The organism is Flavobacterium sp. BFFFF1, from assembly GCF_002256285.1.
In the GTDB taxonomy this organism is placed as follows: domain Bacteria; phylum Bacteroidota; class Bacteroidia; order Flavobacteriales; family Flavobacteriaceae; genus Flavobacterium.
This window is the reverse complement of sequence record NZ_NKJE01000003.1, coordinates 110,197-128,561: the sequence shown is the minus strand read 5'-3', so window position 1 is coordinate 128,561 and position 18,365 is coordinate 110,197. Positions and strand designations below refer to the sequence as shown.

The 18,365-nt window shown below is 43.5% G+C and carries 21 protein-coding genes and 1 other RNA gene; 12 read left to right on the top strand and 10 right to left on the bottom strand.

Annotation, left to right across the window (positions count from 1 at the left end; genetic code table 11):
* The 8 genes from CFE23_RS02835 to CFE23_RS02800 form a co-directional block, all read left to right on the top strand.
* A partial coding sequence (locus CFE23_RS02835; RefSeq protein ID WP_291083703.1) for an HAD-IC family P-type ATPase occupies window positions 1-740 on the top strand: 740 nt, incomplete at its 5' end.
* Window positions 737-916, top strand: a complete 180-nt coding sequence (ccoS, locus tag CFE23_RS02830; RefSeq protein WP_291083700.1) for a cbb3-type cytochrome oxidase assembly protein CcoS — start codon at window positions 737-739, stop codon at window positions 914-916. The genes CFE23_RS02835 and ccoS, both read left to right, overlap by 4 nt.
* A gap of 2 nt (window positions 917-918) precedes the next feature.
* Window positions 919-3,108, top strand: a complete 2,190-nt coding sequence (gene ccoN / locus CFE23_RS02825; protein ID WP_291083697.1) for a cytochrome-c oxidase, cbb3-type subunit I — start codon at window positions 919-921, stop codon at window positions 3,106-3,108.
* Window positions 3,109-3,112: 4 nt separating this feature from the next.
* On the top strand, window positions 3,113-3,301 hold the full coding sequence (locus CFE23_RS02820) for a CcoQ/FixQ family Cbb3-type cytochrome c oxidase assembly chaperone (RefSeq protein WP_291083693.1): 189 nt from the start codon (window positions 3,113-3,115) through the stop codon (window positions 3,299-3,301).
* Entirely contained in the window at window positions 3,298-4,227 is a 930-nt protein-coding gene (locus CFE23_RS02815; protein ID WP_291083690.1) for a cbb3-type cytochrome c oxidase N-terminal domain-containing protein, read from the top strand. Before CFE23_RS02820 ends, CFE23_RS02815 begins: the two co-directional genes overlap by 4 nt.
* 6 nt (window positions 4,228-4,233) lie before the next feature.
* Window positions 4,234-5,655 (top strand): cytochrome c oxidase accessory protein CcoG, encoded by a 1,422-nt coding sequence (ccoG, locus tag CFE23_RS02810; protein WP_291083687.1) that lies wholly within the window; start codon window positions 4,234-4,236, stop codon window positions 5,653-5,655.
* Window positions 5,656-5,663: 8 nt separating this feature from the next.
* Complete coding sequence (locus CFE23_RS02805; RefSeq protein ID WP_291083684.1) at window positions 5,664-6,113, top strand: FixH family protein; 450 nt, start codon at window positions 5,664-5,666, stop codon at window positions 6,111-6,113.
* On the top strand, window positions 6,103-6,816 hold the full coding sequence (locus CFE23_RS02800; RefSeq protein WP_291083681.1) for a sulfite exporter TauE/SafE family protein: 714 nt from the start codon (window positions 6,103-6,105) through the stop codon (window positions 6,814-6,816). The genes CFE23_RS02805 and CFE23_RS02800 overlap by 11 nt, the downstream gene beginning before the upstream one ends.
* 40 nt (window positions 6,817-6,856) lie before the next feature.
* On the opposite strand, the gene hemN is transcribed toward CFE23_RS02800, so the two are convergent.
* The 4 genes from hemN to CFE23_RS02780 all read right to left on the bottom strand — a co-directional run bounded on the left by hemN (window position 6,857) and on the right by CFE23_RS02780 (window position 9,757).
* A complete protein-coding gene (hemN, locus tag CFE23_RS02795) occupies window positions 6,857-8,212 on the bottom strand; it encodes an oxygen-independent coproporphyrinogen III oxidase (protein ID WP_291083678.1) in 1,356 nt (451 codons plus the stop codon).
* A 303-nt stretch (window positions 8,213-8,515) separates the two neighbouring features.
* Window positions 8,516-8,923, bottom strand: a complete 408-nt coding sequence (locus CFE23_RS02790) for a hypothetical protein (protein WP_291083676.1) — start codon at window positions 8,921-8,923, stop codon at window positions 8,516-8,518.
* A gap of 12 nt (window positions 8,924-8,935) precedes the next feature.
* Window positions 8,936-9,091, bottom strand: a complete 156-nt coding sequence (locus CFE23_RS02785; protein WP_291083673.1) for a hypothetical protein — start codon at window positions 9,089-9,091, stop codon at window positions 8,936-8,938.
* Between the two features lie 138 nt (window positions 9,092-9,229).
* Window positions 9,230-9,757: a hypothetical protein gene (locus CFE23_RS02780; RefSeq protein ID WP_291083669.1), complete on the bottom strand. Its 528-nt coding sequence runs from the start codon at window positions 9,755-9,757 to the stop codon at window positions 9,230-9,232.
* A gap of 302 nt (window positions 9,758-10,059) precedes the next feature.
* On the opposite strand from CFE23_RS02780, the gene CFE23_RS02775 reads away from it, so the two are divergent.
* Together CFE23_RS02775 and CFE23_RS02770 are read left to right on the top strand one after the other, a co-directional pair.
* On the top strand, window positions 10,060-11,250 hold the full coding sequence (locus CFE23_RS02775) for a PAS domain-containing sensor histidine kinase (protein WP_291083666.1): 1,191 nt from the start codon (window positions 10,060-10,062) through the stop codon (window positions 11,248-11,250).
* Window positions 11,243-12,289, top strand: coding sequence for a response regulator (locus CFE23_RS02770; protein ID WP_291083663.1), 1,047 nt, complete (start codon window positions 11,243-11,245; stop codon window positions 12,287-12,289). Before CFE23_RS02775 ends, CFE23_RS02770 begins: the two co-directional genes overlap by 8 nt.
* A 47-nt stretch (window positions 12,290-12,336) precedes the next feature.
* On the opposite strand, the gene CFE23_RS02765 is transcribed toward CFE23_RS02770, so the two are convergent.
* The 6 genes from CFE23_RS02765 to CFE23_RS02740 all read right to left on the bottom strand — a co-directional run bounded on the left by CFE23_RS02765 (window position 12,337) and on the right by CFE23_RS02740 (window position 17,222).
* Window positions 12,337-12,996: a BON domain-containing protein gene (locus CFE23_RS02765; protein ID WP_291083660.1), complete on the bottom strand. Its 660-nt coding sequence runs from the start codon at window positions 12,994-12,996 to the stop codon at window positions 12,337-12,339.
* Between the two features lie 137 nt (window positions 12,997-13,133).
* Window positions 13,134-13,271: an SsrA-binding protein gene (locus CFE23_RS02760; RefSeq protein ID WP_291083657.1), complete on the bottom strand. Its 138-nt coding sequence runs from the start codon at window positions 13,269-13,271 to the stop codon at window positions 13,134-13,136.
* 60 nt (window positions 13,272-13,331) lie between these two features.
* Entirely contained in the window at window positions 13,332-15,101 is a 1,770-nt protein-coding gene (locus CFE23_RS02755; protein WP_291083654.1) for a M56 family metallopeptidase, read from the bottom strand.
* Window positions 15,102-15,103: 2 nt separating this feature from the next.
* Window positions 15,104-15,460 carry a BlaI/MecI/CopY family transcriptional regulator gene (locus CFE23_RS02750; RefSeq protein WP_291083651.1) on the bottom strand — a complete coding sequence of 119 codons (357 nt, stop codon included), beginning with the start codon at window positions 15,458-15,460 and terminating at the stop codon, window positions 15,104-15,106.
* Between the two features lie 76 nt (window positions 15,461-15,536).
* On the bottom strand, window positions 15,537-15,986 hold the full coding sequence (locus tag CFE23_RS02745) for a carboxypeptidase-like regulatory domain-containing protein (RefSeq protein WP_291083648.1): 450 nt from the start codon (window positions 15,984-15,986) through the stop codon (window positions 15,537-15,539).
* Between the two features lie 189 nt (window positions 15,987-16,175).
* Window positions 16,176-17,222 (bottom strand): glutaminyl-peptide cyclotransferase, encoded by a 1,047-nt coding sequence (locus CFE23_RS02740; protein WP_291083646.1) that lies wholly within the window; start codon window positions 17,220-17,222, stop codon window positions 16,176-16,178.
* Window positions 17,223-17,310: 88 nt separating this feature from the next.
* Between CFE23_RS02740 and ffs the strand changes: the two genes are divergently transcribed.
* Window positions 17,311-17,408: signal recognition particle sRNA small type (ffs, locus tag CFE23_RS02735), an RNA gene on the top strand.
* A gap of 148 nt (window positions 17,409-17,556) precedes the next feature.
* On the top strand, window positions 17,557-18,357 hold the full coding sequence (locus tag CFE23_RS02730) for an SDR family oxidoreductase (protein WP_291083643.1): 801 nt from the start codon (window positions 17,557-17,559) through the stop codon (window positions 18,355-18,357).
* Window positions 18,358-18,365 lie beyond the last annotated feature (8 nt).

Below are 18,365 nucleotides of genomic sequence, written 5' to 3'. Positions count from 1 at the left end.
TCAGAATGGGGTCAGGATCATATGCAGGGCAGGAGGGGAGTGATAATGTTCTCCAGACTGCGGTGCATGTCAATATCGACGGTACTTATTATGGAAGGTTTATCATCCATAATGAGTATCGGACTGATGTTGCAGGCCTTTTCAAATCGTTGCAAAAGAACTATAAGTTGAAGGTGCTTTCGGGAGACAATGAAGGAGAGCGCCTGCTTCTTGAACAGCTGTTACCGCCAGGCACGGAATTGGTGTTTAACCAAAAACCGGAGGAAAAGCTTGCATTTATCGAAAACCTGCAACGACAGGGAAGCAGCGTGATGATGGTTGGCGACGGCCTGAACGATGCCGGTGCCCTGATGCAAAGCAACGTTGGGATTGCAATTTCTGAGAATACCAATGTTTTTTCACCTGCCTGTGATGCAATACTTGACGCGGCAGAGTTTGCCAATCTGGATCGCTTTATACGCATGTCGAAAAAGTCAATCCAAATCATCAGGATGAGTTTCGGGCTATCATTGGCGTACAATGTGGTAGGACTTTCCTTTGCGGTAACTGGCAACTTATTGCCTATTGTAGCAGCAATCATTATGCCGCTGAGCACGATTACCATCATCAGCTTTGTCACACTGTCCGGAAATTTAAGCGCACGCCTTTTAAAAATAACGACGGTCAGCCCAAAACGTGACACCCGTCATATTTTATCATCTAAGCAGGAATTAATTTTGAAACCGAAAACCATCATATGAGCGTCATCTATCTCCTGATCACCATTAGCATTATTGTAGCCGTCATTTTTTTTATAGCATTTATAACGGCTGTAAAGAGCGGGCAATATGATGATGATTACACCCCGTCGGTAAGAATGCTTTTCGACGACGAACTAAAAACAACAGAACCAGGAACCAACGAAAAACAGAAATAAATATGGAAATCCAACAGTTTTATTACGACAACAAAATTGTAAAGAAGTTTCTCTACGCCACAATCCTCTTTGGTGTAGTAGGGATGGCCGTAGGGCTTTTACTTGCTTTTTTATTCCTCTTTCCCAACCTTACTGATGGAATTTCCTGGCTGAGTTTCGGAAGGTTACGCCCTTTACATACCAATGCGATTATTTTTGCCTTTGTAGGAAACGCCATGTTTGCAGGGGTATACTATTCGCTTCAACGACTGCTTAAAGCGCGAATGTTCAGCGATTTCCTGAGCAACGTGCATTTTTGGGGTTGGCAGCTTATCATCGTTGCCGCTGCCGTTTCGCTGCCTTTGGGTTATACTACTTCAAAAGAATATGCGGAACTGGAATGGCCAATTGATATCGCCATCGCCTTGATTTGGGTCGTATTTGGGATCAACATGATCGGTACCATTTTACGCCGGCGGGAACGCCATCTTTATGTAGCGATCTGGTTTTACATAGCCACTTTTGTGACCGTTGCAGTATTGCACATTTTCAACAGCATTGAACTTCCCGTTTCAGCCACCAAAAGTTATTCAGTGTATGCTGGCGTACAGGATGCATTGGTCCAGTGGTGGTATGGCCACAACGCGGTTGCATTTTTTCTAACCACGCCATTTTTAGGGTTGATGTACTATTTTGTACCGAAAGCGGCTAACCGTCCCGTTTATTCTTACCGCTTGTCCATTGTACATTTCTGGTCGCTGATCTTCATTTACATCTGGGCCGGTCCACACCACTTGTTGTACTCTGCGTTGCCGACATGGGCGCAAAACCTTGGTGTCGTATTCTCCATTATGCTGATTGCGCCGTCGTGGGGTGGTATGATTAACGGATTGTTAACGCTACGGGGCGTTTGGGATAAGGTACGGGTTGAACCGGTACTGAAGTTCTTCGTTGTGGCGATTACCGGTTATGGTATGGCGACTTTTGAAGGCCCAATGCTGTCGTTGAAAAACGTAAATGCAATTGCCCATTTCACCGATTGGATTATTGCGCACGTGCACGTTGGCGCCATGGCCTGGAATGGATTTATGGCATTTGGTATGATTTACTGGCTGATTCCGCGTATGACAAAAGGGAAATTATATTCTACCAAACTCGCCAACGTCCACTTCTGGATTGGAACTTTGGGGATTATCATGTATACCTTACCGATGTACGTCGCAGGTTTTACACAGGCTTCAATGTGGAAGCAGTTTAACCCGGATGGGACACTGACTTATGGTAACTTCCTGGAAACAGTACAACAGATTATCCCGATGTATTGGATGCGTTCCGTAGGTGGAACCATGTATATTCTGGGTATGCTGATTTTGGTGTACAATATTTACCGAACAATCAGGGCCAATGCTGCTATTGAAGATGAACTCGCCGAAGCGCCCGAATTAGAAAAAATTACCAATGCACGTGTGAAGGGCGAAAAATTCCACCCCTGGCTTGAAAGAAGGCCGGTACAGCTTACCATTCTGGCGACCGTTGCTATCCTTATAGGTGGTATTATCCAAATCGTGCCCACCATCATGGTCAAATCCAATATCCCGACCATTGCCAGCGTAAAACCATACACTCCAATGGAACTTGAGGGCCGGGATTTGTACATCCGCGAAGGTTGTGTGAGCTGCCACTCGCAGATGGTTAGGCCGTTCCGTAGCGAAGTGGAACGTTATGGGCCACAATCCAAAGCCGGAGAATTTGTGTACGACCATCCATTTTTGTGGGGATCTAAAAGAACGGGACCAGATCTGCTTCGCGTGGGCGGGAAATACAATAACAACTGGCATTTTAACCACCTATGGGACCCCCAAAGTACTTCCGCCGGTTCGATTATGCCTGGTTACAAATGGCTTTTCGACAATAAGGAGATGGATTATTCTTATATCGAAACAAAAATGAAAGTGATGAAAAAACTGGGTGTTCCTTATTCTTATTCAGATATCGATAATGCCAGACAATCCATCCTGAAACAAGGTATGGAAATAGAAAAATCACTCAACGAGGATCCGGATTTTGTAAAAAGTTACGAAGACAGCAAAAAAGCGGCTGCAGCGGCAGGAGCGACATTCGTACCCATGCACAAACGCGAAGTAACGGCGCTAATTGCCTATATACAACGTCTCGGAACGGATATCAAAGTAAAAGACAACGCTAAAAAATAACGCCATGTTTGAACAGATTAAACACAATATGGAAACCATCTCAGGTGTGGAAGTATATCCCATACTGTCCCTGCTGATTTTCTTTATCTTCTTTTTAGTCCTGGGGGTTTGGGTTTTTTCTTATAAAAAGGAGAAGATCCGCCAACTCAGTGAAATGCCACTCAACGATAATTTCAAAACACAGGAACCATGAAAAAATTCTTCCCCATTTATGTAAGAGGTCCGCTGATATTCTTTTCTTTCTTCGGAATGCTCGAGTACTTTATCGATTCCGGTGACCGGCCTGCCTTTGTAAAATACCCTATCGTGCTCCTTGTCCTACTGGTGTTTTTGGTTATTCAAATAGCATTCGAGTATATTGGAAGCGCAGTCAACAAAATGATTTATGAAATCACGCCTGAAGACAAACGCCAGGAAATTGTTGCATCAGAATCATTGCCGCTGAGGGAGCAGAAGTGGTATATCAATATCATGAAAAGGCTTACCCGGGCTGAACCTGTTGAAAACAACACTTTGCTGTTGCTGGACCATAATTATGATGGAATCCGCGAGTTAGACAATAAATTACCACCCTGGTGGCTGTACCTTTTCTATGGCGGAATTCTATTTGGTGCGATTTACCTCGTCAGGTATGAGATCCTTGGGGCTGATGATCAGGAGATGGAATTTAAGAAAGAGATGGCTCAGGCCAGGATTGATATTGCCGAGTACAAGAAAAATGCGCCCGATATGATGGATGAGAAAAATGTAACCCTACTTACAGATGCCGCATCGCTGGCCAAAGGGAAAGTCATTTTTGAAACCAATTGCGCCGCGTGCCACCGTGCTGACGGCGGTGGCCAGATAGGTCCCAATTTAACGGATGACCACTGGATTTTCGGTGGAGACATCAAAAATCTCTTCCATACGATTACCAATGGTGGACGCGATGGCAAAGGAATGGTCGCCTGGCGCGGTACATTAAAACCCACTGAAATCCAATTGGCTGCAAGTTACATCCTGTCATTGCAAGGAAGCAATCCAAAAAATCCAAAAGCGCCGGATGGGGACCTATGGGTAAAGCCCGCCGATCAGCCCGCCGATAAAGACGCAACGAAAACTGTGGCCACCATAAAATAACGAATAATGCAAAATCAACCGGGAGATGAAGCTTTCAGGGACAGTATCGGAACATTGGATGCAGACGGAAAACGAAAGTTCATTTTCCCAAAAAGACCGAAAGGTAAGTTTTACACCTACCGAAAATACGTCAGTTACTTATTGTTGTTGATTCTGATTGCCAACCCATTTGTTAAAATAAATGGAAATCAGTTCATGATGTTCAATGTGCTGGAACGCAGGTTTAATATCTTCGGTGTGGTATTCTGGCCGCAGGACTTTTATTTATTTGTTTTGATGATGATCACAGGTGTGGTATTTGTGATCCTGTTTACAGTCGTTTTCGGGCGCATTTTTTGCGGATGGATCTGTCCCCAGACTATCTTCATGGAGATGGTATTCCGGCGCATTGAATATTGGATTGACGGCGATCGGGGTGCCCAGTTGCGGCTCGCAAAACAGGAATGGAACGCGGAGAAAATTGGGAAACGGCTGTTGAAAGGCGCGATATTTTTCCTGATTTCGTTCCTGATTGCCAATGTGTTCCTGGCCTACATCATTGGAAGTGATCGGCTGTTTTCGATGATTACCGAAGGGCCTGTCCAGGATGCGGGTAATTTTATCGCATTGTTGATTTTTACCGGCGTATTCTACTTTGTCTTTGCGTGGTTCCGTGAGCAGGTTTGCCTGATTGTCTGTCCGTACGGTAGGTTGCAGGGTGTGTTGCTGGACAACAAGTCGATTAATGTTACTTACGATTTTGTGCGTGGCGAGAAACAGGCCGGCCGGGCAAAATTCAATAAGAAAGAAGACCGGGAGGCATTGGGGAAAGGCGATTGTATCGATTGTATGCAGTGTGTCCATGTTTGTCCGACCGGAATTGATATCAGGAATGGTATTCAGTTGGAATGTACCAATTGTACTGCCTGCATTGACGAATGTGATACGATCATGAAAGGGGTAGGATTGCCAAAAGGACTTATCCGTTATGCCAGCGAAGATGAGATTGAGAAAAAAGAACCATTCCGCTTTACGCTGAGGATGAAAGCCTATACCGCGGTGTTGATTATCCTCACCGGTATCTTGTCGGGGCTATTGTTTGTGAGGAGTGATGTCGAAGCAACGTTGTTTCGTGTTCCTGGGCAGCTTTTTCAGCATAAGGGCGAAAACATCAGTAACATATATACCTTCCGGTTGGTGAATAAAACGGCAAGAGACTTTAAGGAAGTCACTTTTAAACTGTCATCGATTAAAGGAAATATTATGCCAGTGGGGCATCCTCATTTAAACCTGCCGGCACAAAAGGCTGTTGAGGGAACGATGTTTATCGAAATCAACAAATTCCTCCTGAAGGGAGATAAAACAAAGATCCGGATTGCGGTATATGCTGACCATAAACTGGTTGAAACCACGACCACCAATTTTCTGGGACCACGAACATTCAACTAAAAAAAATTATGAAAATTAACTGGGGAACTTCAATCGTTATTGCATTTGCGTTATTTATGGCATTCATACTCTATTTTGTAGTGAAAGTCCAGGAAAATTCAAAATATGATAATGAGTTGGTTGTGGAAGAATATTACAAGCATGATGCGCATTTCGACGAAGAGATGACGAAGCTTCAAAATACTTCAAATCTCAAGGAAAAACCGACGATTTCTGTCGGTCCTGATGGCATCCGCATCAGCTTTCCCGATGGTGTTTCACCAAACGATATTTCTGGAAACGTGTCCTTTTACAGACCATCTGCCAAAAAGCTGGACTTCACCCGATCGCTCAGGTTGTCCGGCCAGTCAATGCTCGTACCTATAAATGATTTGGCAGGTGGTCGTTGGGACATGACAATGGATTGGCGCTATAAAGGCGGTTCGTACCTCACGAAACAGCAGGTTTATGTCGATTGATATCCTGATTGCCGCGCTGGTTCTCGGGATGGTTAGCAGCCTGCATTGCGTCGCCATGTGCGGCCCTATTGTATTAATGTTGCCAGTAGCCAGAAATAATCCGGAGCGGAAGGCACTTCAGATTATATCCTACCACCTGGGCCGAATTACGACTTACACTTTCCTTGGTTTTATATTCGGATTTTTCGGAAGGGCGTTATCAGTTGCCGGAATGCAGCAATATCTATCGATTACAGCGGGTATGGTCATGATCCTGATGGTACTGCTGCCAAAAAAAACGTTTCAGAAATACAGTTTGTCAACTCCTGCATTTCGACTCATTGGGCGCGTAAAATCGGCGATGGCCAGTCATTTGAAGAAGCAATCCTTCTTTTCACTTTATTCGATTGGCCTCCTCAATGGATTTCTCCCTTGCGCGATGGTTTATGGCGCGCTTTTCGGGGCATTATCCACACAAAATGTTCTGTCAGGAATGGTTTTTATGGCTGTCTTCGGGTTGGGAACCGTCCCGCTGATGAGCATGGTAAACTATTTGTACCGATACATCACAATGCCCATAAGGAACCGGCTTCAGAAGTTGATTCCGTACACGATGATCGTCATGGGGATGTTACTGATCCTTCGGGGATTGGTTCTTGATATCGATCATGTATCGCCTTCAGTGATGAGCCTATTTATAAAGGCTGAGCCGAATTGCGGGTAAACCATCCAGGATTTCTGTCTATGGATTTACTCGGTGAGGATTATACCGTCATCGAGAAAAGCATAGTGTCCTGATTGCTTCTGCGAAGCCTTAAGTCAAAAGCCATGCACACATTCCGGACGAACGGTTTTCCTTTTTCTGTAATTCTTAAACCACCGGCCGTCACTTCAATGAGCCCATCGCTGATCATTTCACGGAGCGCGATCAAGATGTCCGGAACCTCATTAAAATAGAAGGCGTCATCTTCCCAGCACGTTTCAAACCGGCACATCAGGTTAAGGATGTGTGTGCGCACCTTCAGGTCTTCTGTAGTCAGGATGTGGCCTTTTGCAATGGGAAATTGGTCCCATTCCAGCATTTGGTAATAATCCTCAAGATTTTTTACATTTTGTCCGAAACCATACCAACTATCGCCAATAGCCGAAACACCGAGGCCAATCATCAGTTGTGTCTTTGTTGCGGTATACCCCATGAAATTTCGATGGAGCCTGCCGGTTTCAGAAGAAGTCAATAACGTATCGCCCGTCAAAGCAAAATGATCCATTCCAACTTCTTTGTAGCCATTTTTTTCAAAGATTGACCTGCCCGTTTCATACAACTTCCGTTTCGCGTCATCCTTGGGAATATCGGCGTCTGCAAAACCACGTTGGCCGTTTCCTTTAATCCAGGGAACGTGGGCATAACTGTAGAACGAGATCCGATCTGGCATCAGGGAAAGTGTTTTTTGGATGGTATCTGTAATATCCTCGTTTTGCTGGAAGGGGAGACCGAAAACCAGGTCGTGGCCAATTGAGGTATATCCCATTTCGCGGGCCCAGACCGTAACCTGCTGCACATTTTCAAAAGGCTGGATGCGGTGAATTGCCCGTTGGACTTTAGCTGAATAGTCCTGTACGCCAAAACTTACTCTGGTAAAACCCAGATCATATAGCTTTTTGAGGTGTAATTGCGTGGTATTATTCGGATGGCCTTCGAAGCTCATCTCACAGCTGGCTGATTTTTTAGCGTAGGAGAATATTCCATTAATGAGGTCTTCGAGGTTTTTGGCAGAAAAAAAGGTTGGAGTACCTCCGCCGAGATGCAGTTCCCGAATGATGGGTTTTGTTTCAAACAGGCGACAGTACATTTTCCATTCAGTCAATACCGCCCTGATGTATGGATCCTCTACCGCATGGTTTTTTGTGATCCTTTTGTTACAACCGCAAAACGTGCACATGCTTTCACAAAAAGGGAGGTGAATGTAGATGCTTATGCCTTCCGGGCTTTCAATAAAAGAGTGTTTTACCGTTTCTAAATATTGCGCCGCTGAAAAAGTATTTTCCCAATAGGGAACTGTTGGGTAACTTGTATAGCGCGGACCTGGAACATTATATTTCTGGATTAACGAAGTACACATAGCTGTAAATTTTCGCTAAAGGTAATGGCAGCCAGCATTTGCAAAAATGACTTTGCTCACATCGGGTCATTATTCGGAATTTAGTTTCCCATCTTACGGAGGATGTCATTCATCATCTCAATTTGAAGTTTTTGAAGTTCAGGCAATTCCTGTTGACGGTGCCTCATCCGCCAATTCAGTTTCTCGTGCAGTGTGCGGATTTCTTTCAGCTTTAATAAATACAACAGTGATTCACCGATTATTTTTTCGGATGTGCTGTCGGACAGAAAAGTTTTTGCTAAAGATCGCTGCGGAAAATTTGTGTCACGTTGACTTTTTTACCGTGATGATTTCCCCAATGGATATCAGGAGAATTCCCAGCAATAACATGGCTAGTTGCAGGGTAGTCACCTTTCTCAAATAGTTGACCTGAAATACCAGCCAAAAAACAAGTATAATTCCCTGCATCGTAATAAGTCTGGGATAATATTTTTTATTCGCTGCTGTTGAAATGGCAACCGTAATGCTTGAGATCCCATTAAGCACCAAAAGGAATATTCCCGGAATATAAAAGTCAGTAAACGGAGAATATTTTAGGATTGTTCGGGATAGGCCCAAAATCTCCCCATTCGGATAAACAATAAGTACAATGCCTGCGTAAACGGCATTTAGTCCAACAATAATGAGGATGATGATTCCCGCGATGCGCAGTAAGTAATTCCTGTTTTTCATGCCTTCGGAATGTCAGTTTTTAAATCGCTCCCGTTGTTTTTCGGTATTTATGGGCTTTTTATGGTGCGCGCCTTTTTTTAAATTGGCATCAAAATCCTGAACAGCATAAAGCACGCCGGCAATAATAAAGACAAGCACGAGTAATATTAAAGTGAGCAGTATCGTCATATGTTACGTCGTTAATTTTAGACATTATTGTTGGTACAAAGTCTTCTTCAGCCTAAGTTTGATGTCAGATATTGTTGCCAGTAATTTGTATTTTTCGAATATCATTTTTCACGATTCTGGATTTAAAACGAGACGGATTTATTTAGAAGGCAGGTCGATATACTCGCCGGGAAATCCCATTTCATTTACTTTCTCATTGACGCGGTTCCAGGTAGCGCTGTCAACTGAAATCGTATCTTCAAAATGCACACTCTCGAGAAAAGGCAAAATTTTCGTGCGACGGATGAGTTGTTTTTCAAACCCGGGACCAAATCTGTTGGTTCGCATCCTGTATTCGATGGTTTGCCTGTTATTTTTCTTATTACGGTATAAAATAGCCTGTGTTTTCCAATCGCTTTTCCAGGAAAGCATCGCCATGCCCAGACAAATACCAAAAATCAGGAGAAACAGCATGGCAACAAACCGCGTCGATAGTTCACCGAAGAGATATTGGCAAATCATCAGAAACATGGAAGATAATGTTGTAAACACCAGTACAAATAAGATAATGCTGTTCGAAATTTCCATCGGGGTCAACCTATCCAGTGCGAGGACACTTGCGGCGATCACAAATACAGCAAGGAAGACCATTCGCTCCTTTTTGACCAGACTTAATTTTTTTGACATTTATTTGCTGAATTTCAGAATGTTATATTTATCTGATTACAAAAAAAAGATATTTTATTAAAACGGGTACTGACGTACGTCATTCGCAGAAATGAGATTAGTCACTTTGATGATTCAGGGATGGTTTGAAATAAGCGTTGAATTTAGGACGCCGAACAAAATCGGGTGATGATAAAAGACATTTTAAGAAATGATTCAAAGCACTCGTGCGGTGGATATCACGTATAATTTTTCAAAAAATGATCTTGCGCACGAATTCTAATATGAAAATTTTTACTTTTGGGTTTTACCAACCGAAAGGAATGAAAAACTCTGATTTGCTGCTTGACATCGTACAAAATGCGATTGATGGAATTATTTCTATAAACGACCGTGGGATTGTGGAAAGTATCAATCCATCGGCATGCAAATTGTTTGGTTATGAGCCCGATGAGGTTATCGGCAACAACATTTCCATATTGATGCCGCAGCCAGATCAGTTACAGCATGATAACTACATACGGCGTTATCAGGTGACACACAAACCGAGGATTATCGGTATTGGTCGCGAGGTGAGCGGACTACGTAAAGACCAAACGACGTTTCCAATGCGTTTGGGCGTCAGCGAAGTAAATTATAACGGAAAGGTATTTTATGTAGGATTCATTCATGATCTCACCCATCAGAAGGAAGCAGAAGAACAACTCAGGGATTACGCCCTGCATCTTGAAGAATTGGTTGAAACCAGGACGCAGTCGTTAAACGACACCATTCGGGCACTCGAAGTAGCCAAAGAACAAATCAGTACGTCATTGGAAAGCGAAAAAGAACTCGGTAAGCTCAAAAGCAGGTTCATTTCTATGGCCTCACATGAATTCCGCACACCGTTGAGCACCATCCAGCTTTCTGCGTCATTGGCAGAAAAATATGCCGAATCCGCTGGAGTAAAAGAGATTAATAAACATGCCTTGAAAATCAAAGCCTCTGTCACGAGCCTGACGGCCATCCTCAATAATTTTTTGCAGATGGAGCGATTGGAGAGTGGCAATATCCAGGCAACCGATTCGGTATTTGACCTGACAGAACTGGCGCGGGAAATCACCGAGGAAATGCAACAATTGGCAAAAACAAATCAGCAAATCCATTACCGGCACAAGGGACAGTCCTGCGAACTTAGCCTGGACAGAAACCTACTGAAAAATTGTATTATCAACTTAATTACCAATGCCATTAAATATTCAGGTGATGACGGTGTGATAGCGTTTACTACTACGATAGATGATTCCGGCTGCACTGTCTCAGTGAAAGATGACGGCATTGGTATTCCCGCTGAAGACCAGAAACATTTATTCGGTGCGTTTTTCAGGGCGCAAAATACAGGCAACATTCCGGGAACAGGACTCGGCTTAAATATTGTGGCCCGCCATGTCGCTTTAATGCATGGTGAAGTATCTTTTGAAAGCGACAACGAAAGTGGCACTATATTTACTTTAAAATTCCCAAAGCATGACTAAAATACTGATTATTGAAGACAATGACGATATCCGTGAAAATGTCGTAGAAATTCTGATGCTTGCCGGCTACGAAGTTTTTGAAGCAGATAATGGGAAAACGGGGACGGAACTGGCGATACGAAACCTTCCCGATCTGATTTTGTGTGATATTATGATGGGAGACCTTGATGGCTATGGGGTGCTGCATCTGCTGAACAAGCATGCAGAGACCAAAGCCATCCCTTTTATTTTCATGACTGCAAAATCCGAGCGTTCAGATATCAGGAAAGGAATGGAACTGGGCGCAGATGATTACCTCACCAAACCGTTTGATGATACCGAACTTTTAAACGCCATTGAAACGCGGCTTAAAAAGAGACAGGTACAACAGGAATTTTACAGTGGTGCCATTGAAAAACTATCGGAAATCGTAGCTGCAAAAGATGGCCTGAACGCATTGAATATGGCCTTGGAGGAACGTAAAATCCGGTTTTTTAAAAAGGGACAGGTGATTTATTACGAAGGCGATCGGGCAGCAAACATCTGGATTTTGTTGGATGGAAAGGTGAAAACAGCTAAAATGGCTGAAGACGGCCGCGAGCTGCTGACAGGTATATTTGATCATGATGATTTCATAGGCATCAATATTTTGTTTTCTGAAGGGATTTATCTGGATACGGCTACCGCTTCAGAGGACAGCCATCTTTGCAATTTCCCCAGAGAACAGTTCGAGGAATTTATCAGCCTTTATCCGGATGTAGCCGAGAAATTCGTCAAGATACTTTCAAACCAGATTCGGCAGCAGGAAGAACAATTGATGCAGCTGGCCTACCAGTCTGTAAGAAAACGCATATCAGAGGCAATTTTAAGAATGTATAGGCAACAGGGCGCTGTTGAAAACCTCACGGCAAGCCGCATTGATCTTGCGTCGATGTCGGGAACGGCACCGGAAACGGTGAGTCGTACGCTAAGTGATTTTAAAGAAGAAGGATTGATTGAGAAAAAAGGCAGTACGATTAAGATAATCGATTTGAAAAGGCTGGAAAAAGTAAAGAACTAATTTGATTCAAGCGACTTACCCATTTGTCGGAGTTGCATCGCGGCGGCTTAAGAGGATCTACGCTCCTCCAAAAGGAAGTTTTCTATCTCTCTGACGCCAGCTACATTCCGTACCAGCCGGGTCACGAGATTCTTCTGGTCGACGTTTTCAACAAACCCGTTTAGGATGACCCGATGGCCAACGATTTCAATCCTGATATCGCTTGTGATCGACCGGTCGCTGTAAATGGCGGCGAAGACATCTTTTTCCTTAATGCCGGCTTCTGCACTTTCAGGCACATGAATATTATTGTCAATCATTTTGATGCCGTCCAGACAGCCGATGCATTCTTCGGCGAGTTCGCGCTGGTATTTCCATTTAACCCGACCTTCAAGCCATACGTAACCATCCTTGACGATAGTCTTTATATCAGTGTGTGCGTTACCAAAGTTCTTGATAAATTTATCCGTAATCCTTTTTTCGATTTCAGCATCGGCCAGTAAATGCTCCTGGGCAATTACAATTGTTATTTGTTCAAAAACGTGTTTTACGCCGTCTACTTCCTTTGCTATTTTCCGGGCTATTTGCTTTTTGCAGTATTTGTCAGCAGATCCCGTTAATTTAACGTCGCCATTGACAACTTCGACTTCGATAATGCAGCCCGTCAGCAAAAGGTTGGCCTCAAAAGCTTTCAGTATGTGCAGCCGGATGTTTCTGTCGCTTTTCATTGGAATTCAATTTAAAAGCAAAAATGCAACGACCGTCTGAATCAGAAAATGACTGTAGTCATATTTGATTTGTTATTTTGGTGAATGCGTGCATTGAACGTTTACAAACTTTAAAATACGGTGGCGTCGTTGCTGATCTAAAGCGCCCTGACCGTCACAAAGTAACGCCAGGCCAGTATCGCAAGCTGCCATTTCTTTGCTTTCGAGGGGTCCAGTTTTCTTTTAGTGAAGCTCGGGAGAACGAACTTATTGATTTTGGCAAGAATCTTAAACATTGATAACAGGTTTATACAAAAATAAGAAAGGCCACTTTACAGTGGCCTTTGCGGTTGTTTCTATTTTTGTTTTTTAAATTCGGCTTTGGTTTTCTCAAGTTCTGCTCTCATTGCCGCCATTTCCGCTTTCATTTTTTCGAGTTGCGCCAGCTGTTCGGCTTTCATTTGCTGAAAACTTTCCTGCATGTCTTCGCTTGATTCTTTCTGTATCTGGGCTTTCTCCATTTGGATCTTAGCTTGTTTCATAGCCCGTCTCGCCTGGTTTTTTATTTCTTTAGTCGAAATCACAATGGACTTTTTGCCTTTTCCGTTATCGCCTCCGGGATAAATGGTCTCTCCATCTACTACAATTGGGCCCATATCTGCGATGATTTTATTGACATCAACGTCGCTGACCACTTTGCCATTGACGGTAACCACAGTATGTCCATTTTTGTTAACACTCTTGACGACCACTGTTTCGCCGTTTGCATCTGTAATGATGTCATTCAGCATGGGCAGTTCAGGTACTTCAGGAATTTCGATTTCTTCAGGTGCTTCCGGCGGTTCAGGTGCTTCCGGCGCCTCATCATCGTTGAAAGCAAAAGCAAATGTATTTTCGCCTTCATTGTCTTCGCTTCCATTGCCGATTTGAACGACACGTTCGTCCTTTCCATTATGAAACCCGGTGAAATCGTCATTTTTAGAAAAATAAATGGTCTCGATAGGATCGTCGCCGTTGACGTATTTTTCGATGTTGCAGCCGGCATCTTTGTATTTTACTTTTATTGCAACAATTTCGCCGTTGCTGTTTCTTTTCACTTTTGAAATTTTCAGTGTGGCACCGTAAGATTTTTTCAGTTTTTCGGTCTGGTTTTTCAACTCAGCATCAGTGGTGTTCTTGTCGATTGAAAACTCGAAACGGCTTTTCCCGGATGGTGTCGAAACTGTAGCGGTAGCAGGTCTCTGCTGTGCAATCAGCTTCACCTGGAAGTATAGCATAAACCCGACTAGCAGCGGAAGTATAAGCGCATACTTCCATAAATTCCTTTTTTTTGATTGGTTTTTGTTTAACATAACGATTCGTTTTTTGATTAATGATTGATTGAAATTATTGGTAATGGATAAGCAATTCGGTTGGGTCACGGCCCTGAGCAATGCAAACTGGTACACCCTTTTATCCTGCGTCTCGCGCACGGCTTTCCTGTCGGCGATAAATTCCAGATTCTGGATTATGGCGTTTTTGTATAGCCATACAATTGGATTAAACCAAAATAGGATGCTGAATAGCTTTGTAATCAGTACATCGATGGAATGTTTCTGGCTGCTGTGTACTTTTTCATGGTTTAGGATGCTGTGTAGTTCTGCCTCTGAATAAAGTGATGAATTGTAGACGATGTAGTTGAAGAAGGAAAAAGGGGCCACCTGTTTATCCAGATCGACCAATGCAAACCTGCCATTTCGTACCACGCGCTGCTTATGCAACAGCCGGAACAATGAGATCACATTTGCACTAACTTTCGCAGTCAGTACGCCGCATACAACCAGGTAGAAAAATAGGATTATCGATCCCCATTGCACAGGTTCGACCGCTGAAGCGGAGACCATTTGATCTTTTACGACGGTTTGTGTGACAGCCGGAATTTGTTCGGGACCAAACGACTGCGCCCGAACCCAGACAATTTTCCTGATAAAAAAGAGCGGCAATGCGGCAGAAATGAATAATCCGCTTAAAAGATACCAACGGTTTCCGTTAAAAAACGTCTCCCGGCGCAAAAGAAAATGATAGCCGCAAAAAAACAATGCCATCAATGCACTGGATTTGATCAGATAAAGCAGCAACGTTTCCATGGCTATTTCTTTTCGATGATGTCAAGGATTTCACGAAGTTCCTTGGCAGATATTTTTTCTTCCTGCGCAAAAAACGAAACCATATTCTTGTAAGAATTGTTGAAGTAATTCTCGATCGCAGTGTTCATAAACTTTTTCCTGTAATCTTCCAGGGCAACAATCGGAAAGTACTGGTGTGTGTTTCCATAAGCGGTATGTGACACGTAGCCTTTCTCTTCAAGATTTCGGATGATGGTAGACAGCGTGTTGTAGTGTGGCTGGTCCGAAGTAATTTCTGCCATCACATCCTTGACGAAAGCTTTCTTCAGCTTCCAAAGGATGTGCATGATTTCTTCTTCTTTATTCGTGAGATTTTGCATAGTTGCTTAATTTGAAATCAAACGTACAACTATATTTTTAGTTACACAACTATAAAAATAGTTATTTAACTATTTTTTAAGAAACGCGCACGCCGAATTCACCTTTCCCCCGGAAAAAATTGCCAATAGCGTGGAAGATACGCCCGAAGAATGTGCGTTTACGGAACGTTTCAATGATTACCGGTGGTCCTGTGCCCTGTAATTCCTGTTTAATGGAAATATTGTATTGCCGGTTTGTGCTGATGATAATCTCCGCTTTGTTATAACTGAGTGCATTGACGATCAAAAGTTCTCCTTCATAAGCGGATATTGAGAAATTTCCGGCAATATCTGTCAGTACGCCTCGACCTGTTTTATTGATCATTACCATCGCGCCGGGAACCGGGAAACCGTCCTGGTCTGTGATCCTGCCTGTAATCGTGTGAAGATGCTCCTTGTTTGCTGTATCTGTTTGTGCAGAGACGAAATGATTTCCGCACAGGGAAAATAGGATGAGGGTGGCAATGGTTTTAAGGTACGGCAGCATGTTGGTTGAATTATGAATTACAAATTACAAATTATGAATTGCGAAGTAGAAATTACGAGCGCAGGTAAAATGATACAATAATTTTTTGTTCTTCACCTGAGTAAATTTCCAATGAAGTGAAAAAAGGCGCTTTAAAAAAAGGACGCTTTTTTTAAACGTATTGATATCGCTCTACCAAAATTTTGCAGGCTATTCCGTGATCCTGATTTCAAACAGCTTATCCCAGTTCTTACCAGTGACGAAAAATGTTTTCGTTTTCGGATTGTAAGCGATGCCGTTCAGTACTTCTGACTGTTTGTAAGTCAGGCTTGTGCGTAAACCGGAAAGGTCTAAAATGCCCGTAACGTCTCCCGTATCCGCTTTGATCACTGCGATTAGGTCCTTTTGCCAGACATTGGCATACATCACACCGTCAACCCATTGCAGTTCGTTGAGCTGTTTGACTTTGTCTGACGCTGAATATACATTCACCGACCCGATCATTTTTTGCGTTGCCGGATCCATTTTCCATATTTTTTCAGAACCATCCGTCTGATAAATGTAGTTGCCGTCATTCGTCATTCCCCAGCCTTCGATATCGCGGTCATAAGTAAATGTCTTCTCCAGTTTCCAGGTGTCCGCATTGTAGATAAAACCTGTTTTTTCCTTATAGGTCAATTGGTAGATTTTACCTCCCAATACCGTAATGCCTTCGCCAAAATACTCACTTTGCAACGGACTTTCTTTCAAAATCCTACCGGTTTTGTAATCGACCTTCAGCAATTTAGACGCGCCATATTGGCCGGTACCCTCAAGCAAGGTATCGCGGTAAAATTCAAGCCCTTCGGTGAAAGAAGTGGTATCATGTGGAAACGTGTTGACTACGGTGTATTTCAGCAGCTTCGGTGAAACTGCCGACACCACTTCAATCCGTCCGATTACCTGTTCCGGCTCCTTGTTCCCGCCATAATATACCTTTGCGACCAATTCCTGGTAACCCAATGCAGCGCCGCTGAGTGGATAAGATACTGCTTTCAGGTCCTTGCTTCCGGCAACCCTTTTGTCATTTACAAAATAAGCCACACTGTCAATTTCCTTGTCATCGCCGTTTAAAAGTGCGATGGAAACGCTTTGGGTATTCGTGTATTTTTCTTCAAATTTCGATTCGTCAAAACTGAAATGATCTTTTTTACCATCGCCACAACCGATTACCAGGGCGTTTAACGAAATGAGCGCGAGTAAGTTATATTTTTTCATAAGGATGAGTTGCATAATTGCGTTTTAAAAATGCGGGCATATTGCACCGCACCGCTTGCGAAAATACAAAAAGATTGTATATTTGCAACGGCAAGTCCTACACGACCAGCTCCTGCAGAATCCCCCAGGATGGGAACATAGCAAGGGTACGTGGTTGAGCGGTGCGATGTAGGTCGCTTGCCATTTTTTCTTTTTTGTAGTCCCGATTCATCGGGATTTTTCTATTTTTGGGCGAACCATAATTTGAAGCTATTCCTGCTGTCCGCTATATCTTTTTATTTTTAAAGGAAAAATAAAAAGGATGCCGCTTCCATCAGGGCTAAACACGACCCACATGAAAAAAGTTGTCCTTATTACCGGCGCTTCGTCCGGACTTGGAAAATCCATAGGTGAATTCCTGCACGAAAAGGGCTATACCGTTTATGGCACCAGCCGCAATCCCGATAAAATCACTGATTCCGTTTTTCGACTTTTACAGCTCGAAGTACGCGATGTGGAAAGCATCAATAATGCGGTGGCAAAGCTGCTCGCTGCTGAAGGCCGTATCGATGTGCTCGTGAACAATGCCGGCGTAGGGATCCTGGGTCCGCTGGAAGAAATCCCAACTGACGAAATCCGAAACAATTTTGAAACGAACCTTTTTGGCCCGATTGAGGTTATGAAAGCCGTACTGCCGCAGATGCGCATCCAGAAATCAGGATTGATTATCAATATCACATCGATTGCCGGTTACATGGGCTTGCCTTACAGGTCTGTGTATTCAGCATCCAAAGGCGCGTTAGAATATGTCACTGAAGCGTTGCGGATGGAGGTTAAGCCCTTCGGGATTGAGGTGACGAATGTAGCGCCGGGCGAATTTGCCACAAATATTGCCGCGCACCGTTATCACGTTCGAGTAAGCCAGGCTTCGCCGTATGGAGCATATGCCAAAACCATTGAAGTGATTAACAGCCAGGTTGGAGGCGGAGATGATCCGGCGTTGATGGGTGGTGCTATATACAAGATTATCAATACCCCAAAACCAAACATCCATTATAAGGTAGGGCCATTCTTATCAAGGTTTTCCATCGTGTTGAAAAGGATACTGCCGGACAAGATGTATGAGAAAATGCTGATGAATCATTATAAGTTGTAGTTGTAAAG

Coding starts and splice junctions, on each gene's coding strand:
- CFE23_RS02750 (WP_291083651.1), bottom strand. CDS start 15,460: ATGCAAAATCTCACGAATAAAGAAGAAGAAATCATGCACATCCTTTGG.
- CFE23_RS02775 (WP_291083666.1), top strand. CDS start 10,060: ATGAAAAACTCTGATTTGCTGCTTGACATCGTACAAAATGCGATTGAT.
- CFE23_RS02780 (WP_291083669.1), bottom strand. CDS start 9,757: ATGTCAAAAAAATTAAGTCTGGTCAAAAAGGAGCGAATGGTCTTCCTT.
- CFE23_RS02805 (WP_291083684.1), top strand. CDS start 5,664: ATGAAAATTAACTGGGGAACTTCAATCGTTATTGCATTTGCGTTATTT.
- CFE23_RS02800 (WP_291083681.1), top strand. CDS start 6,103: ATGTCGATTGATATCCTGATTGCCGCGCTGGTTCTCGGGATGGTTAGC.
- CFE23_RS02790 (WP_291083676.1), bottom strand. CDS start 8,923: ATGAAAAACAGGAATTACTTACTGCGCATCGCGGGAATCATCATCCTC.
- CFE23_RS02760 (WP_291083657.1), bottom strand. CDS start 13,271: ATGTTTAAGATTCTTGCCAAAATCAATAAGTTCGTTCTCCCGAGCTTC.
- CFE23_RS02815 (WP_291083690.1), top strand. CDS start 3,298: ATGAAAAAATTCTTCCCCATTTATGTAAGAGGTCCGCTGATATTCTTT.
- CFE23_RS02740 (WP_291083646.1), bottom strand. CDS start 17,222: ATGAAAAAATATAACTTACTCGCGCTCATTTCGTTAAACGCCCTGGTA.
- CFE23_RS02765 (WP_291083660.1), bottom strand. CDS start 12,996: ATGAAAAGCGACAGAAACATCCGGCTGCACATACTGAAAGCTTTTGAG.
- CFE23_RS02730 (WP_291083643.1), top strand. CDS start 17,557: ATGAAAAAAGTTGTCCTTATTACCGGCGCTTCGTCCGGACTTGGAAAA.
- ccoG (WP_291083687.1), top strand. CDS start 4,234: ATGCAAAATCAACCGGGAGATGAAGCTTTCAGGGACAGTATCGGAACA.
- CFE23_RS02785 (WP_291083673.1), bottom strand. CDS start 9,091: ATGACGATACTGCTCACTTTAATATTACTCGTGCTTGTCTTTATTATT.
- CFE23_RS02755 (WP_291083654.1), bottom strand. CDS start 15,101: ATGGAAACGTTGCTGCTTTATCTGATCAAATCCAGTGCATTGATGGCA.
- ccoN (WP_291083697.1), top strand. CDS start 919: ATGGAAATCCAACAGTTTTATTACGACAACAAAATTGTAAAGAAGTTT.
- ccoS (WP_291083700.1), top strand. CDS start 737: ATGAGCGTCATCTATCTCCTGATCACCATTAGCATTATTGTAGCCGTC.
- CFE23_RS02770 (WP_291083663.1), top strand. CDS start 11,243: ATGACTAAAATACTGATTATTGAAGACAATGACGATATCCGTGAAAAT.
- hemN (WP_291083678.1), bottom strand. CDS start 8,212: ATGTGTACTTCGTTAATCCAGAAATATAATGTTCCAGGTCCGCGCTAT.
- CFE23_RS02820 (WP_291083693.1), top strand. CDS start 3,113: ATGTTTGAACAGATTAAACACAATATGGAAACCATCTCAGGTGTGGAA.
- CFE23_RS02745 (WP_291083648.1), bottom strand. CDS start 15,986: ATGCTGCCGTACCTTAAAACCATTGCCACCCTCATCCTATTTTCCCTG.